This window comes from Hyphococcus aureus, from assembly GCF_042643165.1.
Taxonomy (GTDB): Bacteria; Pseudomonadota; Alphaproteobacteria; order Caulobacterales; family Parvularculaceae; genus Hyphococcus; species Hyphococcus aureus.
The window spans coordinates 286,432-298,373 of record NZ_JBHRSH010000002.1; the positions used below are offsets into that span (position 1 = coordinate 286,432).

The 11,942-nt window shown below is 55.0% G+C and carries 14 protein-coding genes; 5 read left to right on the forward strand and 9 right to left on the reverse strand.

The features are described 5' to 3' along the window. Positions 1–16: 16 nt before the first annotated feature. Positions 17–1,432, forward strand: coding sequence for a dihydrolipoyl dehydrogenase (lpdA, locus tag ACFOOP_RS14455; RefSeq protein ID WP_379881821.1), 1,416 nt, complete (start codon positions 17–19; stop codon positions 1,430–1,432). A gap of 14 nt (positions 1,433–1,446) precedes the next feature. On the opposite strand, the gene ACFOOP_RS14460 is transcribed toward lpdA, so the two are convergent. Together ACFOOP_RS14460 and ACFOOP_RS14465 are read right to left on the reverse strand one after the other, a co-directional pair. Then, positions 1,447–2,436: a hypothetical protein gene (locus ACFOOP_RS14460; RefSeq protein ID WP_379881822.1), complete on the reverse strand. Its 990-nt coding sequence runs from the start codon at positions 2,434–2,436 to the stop codon at positions 1,447–1,449. Beyond that, positions 2,414–2,929 (reverse strand): XF1762 family protein, encoded by a 516-nt coding sequence (locus ACFOOP_RS14465; RefSeq protein ID WP_379881823.1) that lies wholly within the window; start codon positions 2,927–2,929, stop codon positions 2,414–2,416. The genes ACFOOP_RS14460 and ACFOOP_RS14465 overlap by 23 nt, the downstream gene beginning before the upstream one ends. A gap of 477 nt (positions 2,930–3,406) precedes the next feature. Here ACFOOP_RS14465 and ACFOOP_RS14470 point away from each other — a divergent pair, with 477 nt between their 5' ends. Then, entirely contained in the window at positions 3,407–3,811 is a 405-nt protein-coding gene (locus ACFOOP_RS14470; RefSeq protein WP_379881824.1) for a hypothetical protein, read from the forward strand. Here the strand turns inward: ACFOOP_RS14470 and ACFOOP_RS14475 are convergent. Next, complete coding sequence (locus ACFOOP_RS14475) at positions 3,765–4,730, reverse strand: IS1595 family transposase (RefSeq protein WP_379881825.1); 966 nt, start codon at positions 4,728–4,730, stop codon at positions 3,765–3,767. The two genes, ACFOOP_RS14470 and ACFOOP_RS14475, sit on opposite strands and share 47 nt — an antisense overlap. 106 nt (positions 4,731–4,836) lie before the next feature. On the opposite strand from ACFOOP_RS14475, the gene ACFOOP_RS14480 reads away from it, so the two are divergent. The 3 genes from ACFOOP_RS14480 (at position 4,837) to ACFOOP_RS14490 (ending at position 6,996) form a co-directional block, all read left to right on the forward strand. Next, on the forward strand, positions 4,837–5,061 hold the full coding sequence (locus ACFOOP_RS14480; protein WP_379881826.1) for a DUF6471 domain-containing protein: 225 nt from the start codon (positions 4,837–4,839) through the stop codon (positions 5,059–5,061). After that, positions 5,034–6,017 carry a hypothetical protein gene (locus ACFOOP_RS14485; RefSeq protein ID WP_379881827.1) on the forward strand — a complete coding sequence of 328 codons (984 nt, stop codon included), beginning with the start codon at positions 5,034–5,036 and terminating at the stop codon, positions 6,015–6,017. The genes ACFOOP_RS14480 and ACFOOP_RS14485 overlap by 28 nt, the downstream gene beginning before the upstream one ends. A 469-nt stretch (positions 6,018–6,486) precedes the next feature. Further along, complete coding sequence (locus ACFOOP_RS14490) at positions 6,487–6,996, forward strand: hypothetical protein (protein ID WP_379881828.1); 510 nt, start codon at positions 6,487–6,489, stop codon at positions 6,994–6,996. Here the strand turns inward: ACFOOP_RS14490 and ACFOOP_RS14495 are convergent. From ACFOOP_RS14495 to ACFOOP_RS14520, 6 genes are all read right to left on the reverse strand, one after another. Then, positions 6,981–7,313, reverse strand: a complete 333-nt coding sequence (locus tag ACFOOP_RS14495) for a hypothetical protein (RefSeq protein WP_379881829.1) — start codon at positions 7,311–7,313, stop codon at positions 6,981–6,983. The genes ACFOOP_RS14490 and ACFOOP_RS14495 overlap by 16 nt on opposite strands. Positions 7,314–7,497: 184 nt before the next feature. Continuing rightward, entirely contained in the window at positions 7,498–7,848 is a 351-nt protein-coding gene (locus tag ACFOOP_RS14500) for a septal ring lytic transglycosylase RlpA family protein (RefSeq protein WP_379881830.1), read from the reverse strand. Positions 7,849–8,520: 672 nt separating this feature from the next. Then, entirely contained in the window at positions 8,521–9,630 is a 1,110-nt protein-coding gene (locus ACFOOP_RS14505) for an Hpt domain-containing protein (protein ID WP_379881831.1), read from the reverse strand. 12 nt (positions 9,631–9,642) lie between these two features. Then, the gene (locus ACFOOP_RS14510; protein WP_379881832.1) at positions 9,643–10,008 is read right to left on the reverse strand and encodes a response regulator; all 366 of its coding nucleotides are present in this window, start codon (positions 10,006–10,008) and stop codon (positions 9,643–9,645) included. Beyond that, positions 10,008–10,304 (reverse strand): STAS domain-containing protein, encoded by a 297-nt coding sequence (locus ACFOOP_RS14515; RefSeq protein ID WP_379881833.1) that lies wholly within the window; start codon positions 10,302–10,304, stop codon positions 10,008–10,010. Before ACFOOP_RS14515 ends, ACFOOP_RS14510 begins: the two co-directional genes overlap by 1 nt. 266 nt (positions 10,305–10,570) lie before the next feature. Beyond that, positions 10,571–11,920, reverse strand: a complete 1,350-nt coding sequence (locus ACFOOP_RS14520) for an HlyD family type I secretion periplasmic adaptor subunit (RefSeq protein WP_379881835.1) — start codon at positions 11,918–11,920, stop codon at positions 10,571–10,573. Positions 11,921–11,942 lie beyond the last annotated feature (22 nt).

Here is an 11,942-nt window from a genome sequence, read left to right on the forward strand (position 1 = left end):
GCGTAAAGGACAGCAAATGACGGAACGTTCGTGTGATCTCGTAGTGATCGGTTCAGGCCCGGGCGGCTATGTGGCGGCGATCCGCGCCAGCCAGCTGGGGATGAAAACCGTCATTGTGGAGCGCGACGCGCTGGGCGGGGTCTGCCTCAACTGGGGCTGCATCCCGACAAAGGCGCTGCTGCGCACGGCGGAAGTCTACACCAACATGAAGCACGCGGCGGATTTCGGCTTGAAGGCGGAGAATATCGGCTTCGATCTGAAAGCCGTGGTGGAGCGCTCGCGCGGCGTCTCGGCGCGGATGGAGAAGGGCGTCGGCTTCCTCATGAAGAAGAACAAGATCGACGTCGTGATGGGAACCGCGCGGCTCGAAAAAGGCGCCGCGGCCCCCGTCGTCAAAGTCAAAACCAAAGACGGCGAAGAAACCATCAAGGCGAAACATGTGATCCTCGCCACCGGCGCGCGGGCGCGCACCATTCCCGCCGCAGGATTAGAGCCCGATGGCAAGTTCATCTGGACAGCGAAGGAAGCGATGATCCCCGATGTGATGCCCAAGAATCTGCTCGTCATCGGGTCGGGCGCCATCGGCATCGAGTTTGCGAGTTTCTATAACGCGCTCGGCGCGAAGACGACCGTGGTTGAAATGGTCGACCGCATTCTCCCCGCCGAAGACGCGGAGATTTCCAAATTCGCGGAGAAGCAGTTCAAGAAACAGGGGATGAACATCCTCACCTCCGCGAGCGTTGAAAAGCTGGAGAAGGGCGCCGACGCCGTCACCGCGACGATAAAAACGAAAGACGGCAAGACGCAAACCGTGGAGGCGGACCGCGTGATCCTCGCCATCGGCATTACGGGGAACACGGAAAACCTCGGGCTCGAAGCGCTGGGCGTCAAAGTCGACCGCGGCCATGTGACGGTCAATGACTGGCTCGAGACCGGCGTCAAAGGACTCTATGCGATTGGCGATCTCACCGGCGCGCCGTGGCTCGCGCACAAGGCGAGCCACGAAGGCGTCCTCTGCGTTGAAAAGATCGCCGGCGTCAAAGGCCTGCACCCCATGGATGTGACCAAAATTCCGGGCTGCACCTATTCAAACCCGCAAGTGGCGAGCGTCGGCCTGACCGAAGCGAAGGCGAAGGAAGCGGGCCACAAGATCAAGGTCGGTCACTTCCCCTTCGTCGGCAACGGCAAGGCGATTGCGCTCGGCGAGCCCGAAGGCATGGTCAAAACCATCTTCGACGAAAAGACCGGCGAATTGCTCGGCGCCCATATGATCGGGGCGGAGGTCACCGAGCTCATTCAGGGCTTCGGCCTCGCCCGGTCGATGGAGGGCACCGAAGAAGACCTCATGCACGCGATCTTCCCCCATCCGACGCTGAGCGAAATGATGCATGAGAGCGTGCTCGATGCGTATGGGCGTGTGATGCATGTTTGATCAACTAAGGACAGCTATTTTTTGTTGAAGTAATAGTATAGTCCGGCAGTTGCCAGAAACCATACGAGAAAAACTGCGTACTCGTGCGGCTGCAAAGGCTCTCCTTTAAAAGACATGCTAGGCATTGCTGAAAATGCCGCTAATGCCACGGTAGCAAAAAAGCCGAATGCAATAGCGGACCATTTACTTCGAACTATGTCGAATTCGATATTCGTGGTGTATTCAGAAACTTTGTCCGGAGAGTTGGAAAGTCTGAACTTCAAAAACGTTGATTGCCGCCTTACTTGAAGTGCTTTGCTTGAAATGGGTATTTCCAAATCATCAAAGCTAGCGGAAGTTTGTAGCGGATTTATCGAGTTTAGTTCAATTTCGTCGCCTTTGTCTGTGACTTCTATATGCACATCGTTCTCTTGTGGGTTACCCAAAGAGACCTTTAAAATGTGACGCTGCCCCTGTGTAATTTCGAAGTGAGAGCTTCGCTTTTTGTTTGAGTAGCTCAGTGCGATCTTTCTATTGCCGTCGAAAACCCCACTAACATTGAAAAATAATAACTTTGGCAAGTAATCTTTGATGGCAAGAACCCGCGAACGCCAACTCATATCTTGACTCATTTCCGCGCATTCTAAGTTCGTAAAAAACTTATTTGGCGGCAAATAATCAAGCTGATTTGTGTTTCTAATAACAACGTTGCAAAAATCGTCTAGCTTCATGTAAACATGATAAACATTTGTTTCCGGGCTTTCGTCGAAGGCTGTTACGGTCGCATAACGGATAGAATAATTTTCATAGCTAGTCGTAGCCGTGTTTGCGCCCAGGCTCCTTGAGAAAAAAATCGCGACTTTACGGCCAAGTATTTTTGTGCCGAGATCAAGAACATCCTGGTGGATGTATTTACGCTGATATCGAAAATGTAGAATATACCCCTTGGGAAGAGCTAGAGCGCGATAAATATCTGCTTTATATAGCGGCCGCGCATCCGAACTAAACGCGCATATTAGGTTCATGGTATTCGTCCTTTAAATGCTTTTCCCAACGGAGTTTTGTTAGCTTATATATTTCCAACGGACTGCGCATGATACCGTCAGCTCTGCTCTTATTTTGCCACCGTTTGTGGGGTTTCACGCTGTCGGCCAACTTCCAACCCGCTCCTTTCAAAGATGCGCCAGACTCAGTATCAAGTGTGTATGTAATAACTCGGGTGCCACCCATTGTGCGCCATATTTTGCAGCATGTAGATATTAGAAAGCTGCATGTGCCTTTAGGTGCTGACTCTTTAACGCAAAGACGTGTGAGCTCAATTGTATAGCCGTCCATAAAATTGGCCGATACTGGATTTCCGGCAATTGCAACGCCAACTGTATTTTGATCATAATCCAAAGCGGCTAATGCCCACCTTCCGCAGCTACGAATGGTTGGCCTATGGTGCCGATGATATTCTTTTATAAACTCATTGGCCTGTTTGATCGTCGTAGGTGCAATTGAAAGCGACTTTGCCAAATTGACCTCCAGATTATAAGTAAATGGTGAGAATAGAAGTCGTTTAATATGATTCTGATTTTAGGTAGTGAGGATGACATTCTCTGGTTTGGCCTCGATCATCCCGGCCCCCGGGTCCGGCCATAGGCCGGCCCGAGGACAGTCTTCGTCCGGGATCCAGCTCATGTAATAATGCCGGGCGAAGCCCGTCTTTTTTGTCTGGACTGGGCCCCGGCCTTCGCCGGGGTGGTCGGAGTTGGGTGAGGCTGTCGGCGCAACTAAGGCTCATGCCCCCTCCGTCTCGCTGCGCTCGACACCTCCCCCGTAAACGGGGGAGGAGAGGCGCAGCGCGTGAAGCGGGAGAGGGTAAGGGCGGCGCCAAAATCCACACCCCAAAAACGGGAAAAACACCCCAAAGGCGCGAATTCTTCGGCCTTATGCAGCAAACGCAGGAAGAATAACGTCGATTGTGGGCCGTGTGAATCCTAAAAACGGCCCATGGCCGAAACTCATGTCATTACCGGACTGAAAGCGCGGCGGGCGTCTATCGCCGCTGATATTGACGAACTGGACCGCCAGCGCCGCCTGCTGCTTGGCAATCTCCGCCATGTAGACGCCACGCTGAAAATCATGGGCTTTGAAGGCAACCCTGAAAGCATCAAGACGCCGAGGAAGCGCCGCGCCATGTTTCGGCGGGGCGAGCTACGGCGCTTTGTTCTGGCCGCCATCCGCAAGCATGGAGCCGAGATAAGCCATGGGGAAATCGCCGCCATCATCCTTGAAAAGATGGAATGGGAAGATGACGGCGAACTCTTGGGCGTGATTTCTGAAAAGGTGCGGCAGGCCCGCAAGGATATTAAGCGGCGGCGTGACGCTGCCAGTAGCCTTTCCACTGGCGGCTGACCGGCACCGTCATGGCGTTGCGGACGATGCGGTTAGCCAGCGCGCCGTTGCTTTCGCGGCAATGATCGGCAAGCCATGCGGCGTGCGCGGCGTACTGGTGAAGATACTGCGCCGAAACGTGGTGATGCTGGCCGCCAACCATGCGGCGCAGGCGCGAGAAGTAGCTTTCCGCCTGATTGGTGCAGGCGCCGTTGAGCGAATACGCCTCGCTGTGGTTGATGCGTTTCAGCGGGAAGATCATTTCCAGCGCATCCCAATGGCTCGCTTCATCCGCATTCAGGCGCGCCGTGCGGTCAAGGCGCTCCATGGCGAACTCGACGCCTTCCGCTTCGCGGCGGGCGACTTTCGTCAGGGTGCGGCCATTACGCTCGCGAAGCGCGATGACAACGCGGCGTTTCGGCGAGCGATTTTCTTTCAGGCGGCGGTCAACGCGCTTGGCTTCGATGTTGTGCGGGCGAACGGCGCCGCCGAAATAGGCGCCGTCAATCTCGCATTCATCGTCAAGGACCGTCTCTGTCGTTTCAGTTGCGATGGCTTCGCGGACCTTGTGGGCGAGAACGAAGGCCGTGCGGTATTGCACGCCAAGGTCACGGCTCAACTGGATCGAAGAAACGCCCTTGGCTGCATTCGCGAGAATGCAGATCGCCGCCAGAATATCCATGAAGGACAGCTTGCGGCTGGCGAAGATCGTCCCGGACGTGACCGAGAAATGATGCTTGCAGGCTTTGCACTCGAACTTGCGGCGCGATTTGATCGAATAGGCCTCACAGCAGCCGCAGCGCGGGCAAACCGCCTCGCCGTCATTTTCAGGCCAGCGGAGAGCGCAGAACTTGGCGTAGGCCGCATCCTCGCCGCCCTGATAAATGTCCTTTAACTTCAGGGTCTTGGAGGCTGCTGAGAGGAGAAAATGTTGCGTCATGGTACTGTTTCCGATGCCTTGCGCATCGTATATAGTACCATTAGGTACTGTTTACAATACCCATGGTCTCGTTTATGGTGAAAAAAGTCACATAAACGGTACCTAAATGAGCGAAACAGAATGGGAAAAGAGGGTCAGCAACCTCCTGAAAGCTGAGTTGAAACGCAAAGGCGTCACCTATGCCGGGCTAGTGGAAAAGCTGGCGGAGATAGGCGTTGAAGAAAAGGAAGCAAACATCAAGAATAAGCTGTCCAGGGGCAAATTCTCGGCGGTGTTTCTATTACAGAGCCTAAGCGCAATTGGGTGCCATACGCTCTCGCTTTCGGACTAGCGGCTGCGCTAGTTGCGATTGCGTGGCTGTGTGAGCCGACAGAACCGTCAGCAAGGGAAGAAAACAGTGCCAGCGAAAGTGATGACGCAGGCAAGCGCTACACCGTAGGCTCTAACGCGGACGGAGGCTTTACGTTTTCCATCGAGCGCAACGCTTCCGAAGAAGAGCGTACCGAGACCGGCGCAGAAAATGCCGATGAAAGCGGCGACAGCACGTCCAGTACCACCGAAGCAGATTTGCTTGCCCAAGAGACTATGGCGCATTGGACGCGCTGGATTGGGATTTTTACCGCCCTCGGCTTGGCTGCGCTCACTATGACCCTGTGGGCTACGCAGCAAGCCAATGCTGCAGCTTGGGCTGCAGTAGAAGTCACCCGCGAGATAGGCGAGGCCCAAGCTCGAAGCTATGTCACCCTCAATCCACTCTCGTTGACGATATTCGACCTGCGCCCGGGCCTGACGAGTTTTAGTCTGCGTTTCGAGATTGTGGCTTCTGGGCAGACGCCAATTTACGAGGTCAGGGTAAAGCCAACTCTGATGATTCCAGTTAATGGCGGAGACCCGCAACAGCCTGAAAATCCTAGAATAAAGGATGCGTGGCGTTCGTTCCAAAACATGAGGCCAAACGAGAAAATTGAGGCGGTATCCGCCGTAGCTTGCGACTATGTGGTAGTCAAAGCGCTGAAAGATGCCTTTCCAAACACCGGGTTCGGCTTTCCGACCTTTGGGTACGATCTTCTCGTCCATTGGGTCGATGCGTTCAATTACGAGCTGCGGCAGCGCTTTGTTGTCTATGTGAACAGCCAGTCCTTTGAGAACCACTCTGCCCTTCAATGCAGCATTGCTGTCGTGAGCCCCATCGAAAGGGTCAAGCGCAAGCAATTCCCGGTTGTGGAATGGGAGGCCGAGCAAGCCGAAATAGCCGAACACAGAAAAAAGAATAAGGGTAGCGCCTAGTGTTGCCAGCGCCTTCCGGCGGGTTTTCCACCTTCCTGCGTTTGCTGCATAACGCCGGAATTCTTCAATAAAACCCAGTATCGGTGAATAGTTATCCACCACTTCCGAACCGGCCTTATGATGCTTCCACGTCCGGGCATGAGAGACGGGAGGCCACCGTTTCCTTTCGGTCCGGACGGGAGCGCGCGAGCGCGAAGGTCTTGCGATACGGAAAGACCTGAACGCCCGCCGGCCGCAGAGGCCGGGCTTTCTCATGGCGCAACGTCTGGCGGGTAAAACCGTCCGGCGGTCATGATTACGGCCGGTCCCGCCGGTTCGAAAAAACGTTCTGGCGCGAGGCGCAAAGCCTCCGGACTTGTAACTCAGGATGGAAGTTTTGCGTCTCGCGCTTCTCTCCCTTACGACGCTCGCGTGTCATTGCCGCGCGGCGCCGGAACCCTATGGGACAAGAGCAAATAGAGGTGACGCCATGGCGACCAAGCCGCGCTTTCTAAATATGGATACGGACATACCGGAAACGGAGTCGGGGAGAGGGTTTCTTTCCGAGTGGGCCGGGATTGCCGAGCCGGATCCGCTGGTCGCGGCGCAGATCGTATGGCGATATGCGGCGAAGGTGTTGACGCCGCGCGCGCTGGCCGAAGAGCGGCGCAAGGCGGGCGATCCGTCGGCGAGCCCGCGCGATTATGACTGCGGCTGTCCCATCTCCGTCACCGACAACGCCCCGCGCTGTTTCGGCTATCGCGACTGTAAGTTTCGCGACCGATATGAGGCGCCGCCGCGCTTCGCCAACGATCCAGTGCGCCATCGCACGGAGAAGGCGGAATATGAAAAGCTTTATGCGGACCTCCTGTCTCTGCCGGAGCAGGAATCCCTTCCTCTGATGGCGCGCATTTTTCACTGGTATGATCGTGAGGTGCTCGCGAAAAAACGCCGGCGGGGGACTAATCGCTGGCCGGGCCGGGGTCACTGTTCCGGTTGAGGCTCGGCTTCCGGTTCCTCCGGCATGGGCAGCGGGACATAACAGGTGTGGCTCGCCTCGGCGCCGTCGGCGTCATGCACGATGGTGCAGCTATCGGCGAAGGAGTTCTGGCACGTCTCGCCCCGGCGGATCGACCAGCCCGGATAGGCGCCGGGCGCGGCGCTTTCGGTGCAGAGTTCGCGCGCGGCTTTCTGTGCTGGCGTTTCGGCCGCTTCCCCGGTTGCGGGGGGGTCCTGCACGGCGGCGGCGAGGGCGCCGGCGGCGACAGCGGCGGGGCTGAGCGCCACGGCGGCGATAATGAGCTTGCGTATGGTCATGAGAGTGGTTTCCCTGAAGGCGGTTGAACGGCCCCGGAACGGCCAAAAGGCGCGGGGGCGGCGACAAAACCCGAAGCGGGACGCAACGCTGGATGGAAACAGCCTCAAGCTTGGCCGCACTCTAGACCTGCGCGCCGGGCAAACACAAACGGTCATCTATGGTGCGGTGCAGCGCCGGGCCGTCCTATAAGCTTTCGGGAGGCGTCACCTCCACCAGGCACACCTCCGCGACGCCATCCTCACCGAAAATGCCGACAACTTTCGCGGCGGTTGGGGAGAGGTCGATGATGCGGCCCTCGACAAAGGGGCCGCGGTCATTAATGCGCACACGGATGGTCTCGCCGCCATCGCCGCTGCCGTCATAACGGCGCCGCACTGTGACCTCGGTGTCAAAGGGCAGGGTGTTATGCGCGGCGGTGAACTGGGCGGGGTCGTAGATCTCGCCATTCGCTGTGGGGTTGCCCGCCAGGGCGCCATGATAATAGGAGGCGACGCCGCATTCGGGCTTGAGGCTCGGCGCTGGGGGAATAGCCATCGGCTCGCGTCCGCAGGCGGCGGCGAAAAGAAGAAGACAGGCGGTGCAGGGGTTCATGGCGTGATTATGTCACGACTCGACGGTTATTCCCTCGTTAACTCTTTGGGGCGGGAGCAAAAAAATCCGCGTGAGGGCGAACCTCACGCGGGGAAGGTTGACGGCCGGGCCCGGGAGGGTGTTGGACCCGGCCGTTCATGCGCGCAATGGGCTGATTGCGCGGATCACATGGACGCGTATGGCGCCGATAGAAGAAAGATCGCAGCCGCAAGGGCGGCGTAGATGAAACCGAATGTTCTAGCGTAGCGCATGGCGGTCTTCCTTTCCTTGTCGTTTCGCCCGGTTGGGCCTTCGCATCGTTAAGGAAGTCTTACCCGAGGCTCGCCGCTCTCGGTGTGACGGGCGTCACTGTTTGGGCGGGTAATATGGAACGCGCCTTAATTCTGCACAAATTGCGAAAAATATACGTCTTTCAGTTGGTTAAGGAGCATTAAGCTTTCCGCAATCGTGCGAGTTAAATCTATTTTCACGACCTTCAGCGATAGTTCATCGAACCGGCGCCGCTGCAAGACGCTCATTATGCAGATTGTTGTGGAACCGGCCCACACATACGGGGCTTGCACATGGATTGGTCCAGTTTTTTTGCGTCTGAGATTATTCTTGGCGCGTTGGTCATCATGCCTGCTGGGGCTGGTGTTTACAGTGTGTATGACACCGTGAGCCAGCCTCTTCCACGCATTGAGAAACCATGGCCTGGTTGATGACAAGCTCACCGACGAGATTGATCAGGCGGTCAACACGCTCAAGATCGACACGTATGGTCGCTTTTGCGCCGCCGCTTTTGTCGCTCGTGGCTGCTGCGGTCTTTTCACTCTGCGCTGGCGCAGAAGGCGCCGATGGCTCTGGCGCGATGGGGTCTATAACAGGCGCGACTGCAACATGCTCTTCCTCTGGCTCTAATGAGACAGTTTCATCTTCATTAGAGTCTTCTTGATCCCCCTTATGCGCTCCTAAAGGGGCGCCATCACTTTTCGTGACTTCAAGGTCGCAATCGCTTTCGACAAAATCGAAAACTTCACGAACTTGCGCTTCATCGAATTCTGTTGTGACGGTAATTCGCCACTCCAGACACGACCCTTCAGGATCCAGTTCGTCAAGCGTGGGAACATGACTAAAATCACATTCTGTTTCCACAGAACCCAGATCAGTGAGCGCACGCAATAGAAACATTGTCTCATTGCCATTGGCGTAAAGTTCTTTGCGCGGGCGAAACAAGATATGAAAGACGTTTGATGAAGGGGTGTCCGCCTCATTTTCATCGCTGAGGTCGATATCCAAGCCTATATCAAGCAGGACAGGTTGAAAATCTGCTTTTTCCTCTGGCTCGGCGGTTGCGCCGTTTGGATTACAGAATGCTTCTAATTCTGCGATGAGATCGTCGATAGCGCCGCCATCGATATCAACACCATCGCGGGAATTTCGCACCAGATCAGCAAGCATATCGCCTGACCGGAGAAACACCTTCATTACATCAGGGCCGGCTTCAAGCCTGTCTTGACGGACTTCGTCCAGTGTCGTCTCAAATTTATGCGCGAAGCGCACAAGGTCATCGAGAGCGAAGGCGCCTGCGCCACCTTTAATAGAGTGTGCGGCGCGAAAAACTGCATTGACGGTTTCAGCGTCAGCGCTGCCGTCATTCATGGCTATCAGGCCGATTTCCAGCTCTTCCAGAAGATCTTCGCACTCAATGAAGAATGTCTGTTTTATCTCTTCCATCGGATCCATGAAAGATGCTCCTTAAGCAGCGATGCGACGAATAGCGGCGACCAGTTTTTCTTTGTCGAAAGGTTTGACAATCCAGCCAGTAGCGCCGGCTTCGCGCGCTTTTGTTTTCAGCTCGACGCCGCTTTCGGTCGTTAGAACGAGGATTGGTATCGCGCGATAAGAATCGTCAGCACGAACCCCTTTGATAAAACCAAGGCCGTCCATACGCGGCATATTCATGTCAGTAATGATAACGTCAGGCCGAACATCCGGCAGCACTTCCAGCCCATGAACCCCGTCCTCTGCGACAGAAACATCGAACCCTGCATCCCTAAGAGCAAAAGTGAGCATGTCTCGCATCGTCCGTGAATCGTCGACAGCTAAAATGGTCAAAGCCATTATAGATCCCCTCCCGTTACAAGCGCATCCATCGGCGCCCCGAAGTTCTCAAGGGATTGGGTAAAAGCCGATGACCGCCCAGAATATGAAAGTTCTGCGTTATCCGCGCGCCAGGTAAGGGCCGCAGAGATAAGCACCTGTAAACACTGTGAACCGAGGTGTTCAACTTTTTCCGCATCGATTGTTAGAGGTTTTCCTCGCTGCTCTATCAGCGCCGCGCATAAGGCGCTCGCAGCAGTGAGATCTAACCGTTCATCAAGGACAATCGTTTCTGCAGATTGTTGATTATTGCCCACGCTAGTAGCCCCGCTTTTTTTTGTACTGACGTAAAGGCTTTACAGCCGGATCCGTAGCAATCTGAGTTTGTATCTAGTTAAGCGCACAAGCTTAAAATTTGGTGTGAAACGCAGCTATCTGACATCTGTCACGGCGGCATGTCTTCTGGTTGTGGGTCGGGACTGGCGGTTTTCTAGAATTGACGATTAAGAAAATGTGAAGATTGGTAAGCAGAGTCATTTTTGAAAAATGCACTGTTAATTAAGCTTTAACCAATCGAAGAAATTCAACGCTCGCTAAACGCACGATCAAGCGACCTGGATACAGGTTTCAGGATATATTGCATTAGCGTGCGGGATTGTGTGACGATTTCCGCGCGTACTTCCATGCCAGAGGAGAGTGCATGGGCGTAGCTGCCCTTGCCAATTTTTTGTTCATTCAGGGCAATATAGGCAATGTAGTAGGCTTTCCCGGTGCGTTCATCGGTAAAGCTATCGGCGGAAATGTGTGAGACGTCGCCCGAAAGCTTACCATAGCGGTTGGGGTCAAAAGTCGTCACGGTTATGCTCGTGGACTGCCCCGCTGAAATATGACCGATATCTTTTGGTTCAATGCGAACCTCTGCAAAATATTCTGCGCCTGTAGGCGTTATTTCGGCGATGACCCCGCCTGGACGAACCACATCGCCGCTTCCATCCACAAAAACGTCATTAACCACACCCGACACGGGCGCCCTTACAACCAGGCGATCTGATCTGTCGCGGGATGACATGAACGGCTTTTTCAATTCTGCAAGTTCTGCCAGAACGGTAGCGCGCTCTTCCGAGAGACGGCTTTTATATTCTGCTTCGGCGCCGGCGCGGTCAGCGGCGGCCGCGTTCAAGGAATCTCGTGCCTGGTCAAGTCGCGTGCGCGCTACGATGGCCGCGGCGTCCGCGCTTGCCACATTCGATTTGGCCTGCAAATAGGTTTGTTTTGATGTGAACCCTTCGTCAATCAACTCATCCTGAATGGCAAGCTGTTCTCTTGCGAACTGGAGAAGGTCTGTATCCGCCCTTAATTCCGCTTCAGCTTTCGTCACTTCCGCTTTCGCTGAAGTTTCCCGCGAAACAAAAGTAGCCATAATCGCTTCATGCTGGGCTAGATTTGCGTCATAGATAGATTGTTGCTCTTTGACCAGCATCGGCCATTCTTGCCGCCATTTTGCAAAATCTGGAGTGTCCAATTCCGCCTGTGCCGCCATACGAGCGGCGCGGATTTCCAGACTGGCTTGTCTGGCGGTGAGGCGATCAAATTCTCCGCCGCTGCTTTCCGGACGAAGCTTCGCCAGAGCCTGTTTCTCTGTAACTATGTCGCCAGGCTTGACCAGTATCTCTTCTATAATGCCGCCTTCAAAATGTGCGGCTTCTCGCGTAGATCCGTAGGGTGCAATTTGACCTGTGGCGACAGAAACTTCGCGCACATGAGCGATATTCGCCCATACCAGTAGGAGAATAAAAAGCCCGCTGATGATAGCCATCGCGGCTTTCGCAAGGTGCGGAGGCGCTCCTTCTTCCAGCTCAAGGGGAAGTGATAGGCCATGCCTCTCACCAACTTTTTCCTGTCTTGCCGCCACTTGTATGGTTGGTTTACGCATGATCTTACTCTGTTTTTCGCTA

Excerpts from the sequence above, each read along its gene's own strand:
- lpdA (WP_379881821.1), top strand. The coding sequence starts at position 17 with ATGACGGAACGTTCGTGTGATCTCGTAGTGATCGGTTCAGGCCCGGGC.
- ACFOOP_RS14460 (WP_379881822.1), bottom strand. The coding sequence starts at position 2,436 with ATGAACCTAATATGCGCGTTTAGTTCGGATGCGCGGCCGCTATATAAA.
- ACFOOP_RS14470 (WP_379881824.1), top strand. The coding sequence starts at position 3,407 with ATGGCCGAAACTCATGTCATTACCGGACTGAAAGCGCGGCGGGCGTCT.
- ACFOOP_RS14475 (WP_379881825.1), bottom strand. The coding sequence starts at position 4,730 with ATGACGCAACATTTTCTCCTCTCAGCAGCCTCCAAGACCCTGAAGTTA.
- ACFOOP_RS14480 (WP_379881826.1), top strand. The coding sequence starts at position 4,837 with ATGAGCGAAACAGAATGGGAAAAGAGGGTCAGCAACCTCCTGAAAGCT.
- ACFOOP_RS14490 (WP_379881828.1), top strand. The coding sequence starts at position 6,487 with ATGGCGACCAAGCCGCGCTTTCTAAATATGGATACGGACATACCGGAA.
- ACFOOP_RS14495 (WP_379881829.1), bottom strand. The coding sequence starts at position 7,313 with ATGACCATACGCAAGCTCATTATCGCCGCCGTGGCGCTCAGCCCCGCC.
- ACFOOP_RS14500 (WP_379881830.1), bottom strand. The coding sequence starts at position 7,848 with ATGGCTATTCCCCCAGCGCCGAGCCTCAAGCCCGAATGCGGCGTCGCC.
- ACFOOP_RS14505 (WP_379881831.1), bottom strand. The coding sequence starts at position 9,630 with ATGGATCCGATGGAAGAGATAAAACAGACATTCTTCATTGAGTGCGAA.
- ACFOOP_RS14510 (WP_379881832.1), bottom strand. The coding sequence starts at position 10,008 with ATGGCTTTGACCATTTTAGCTGTCGACGATTCACGGACGATGCGAGAC.
- ACFOOP_RS14520 (WP_379881835.1), bottom strand. The coding sequence starts at position 11,920 with ATGCGTAAACCAACCATACAAGTGGCGGCAAGACAGGAAAAAGTTGGT.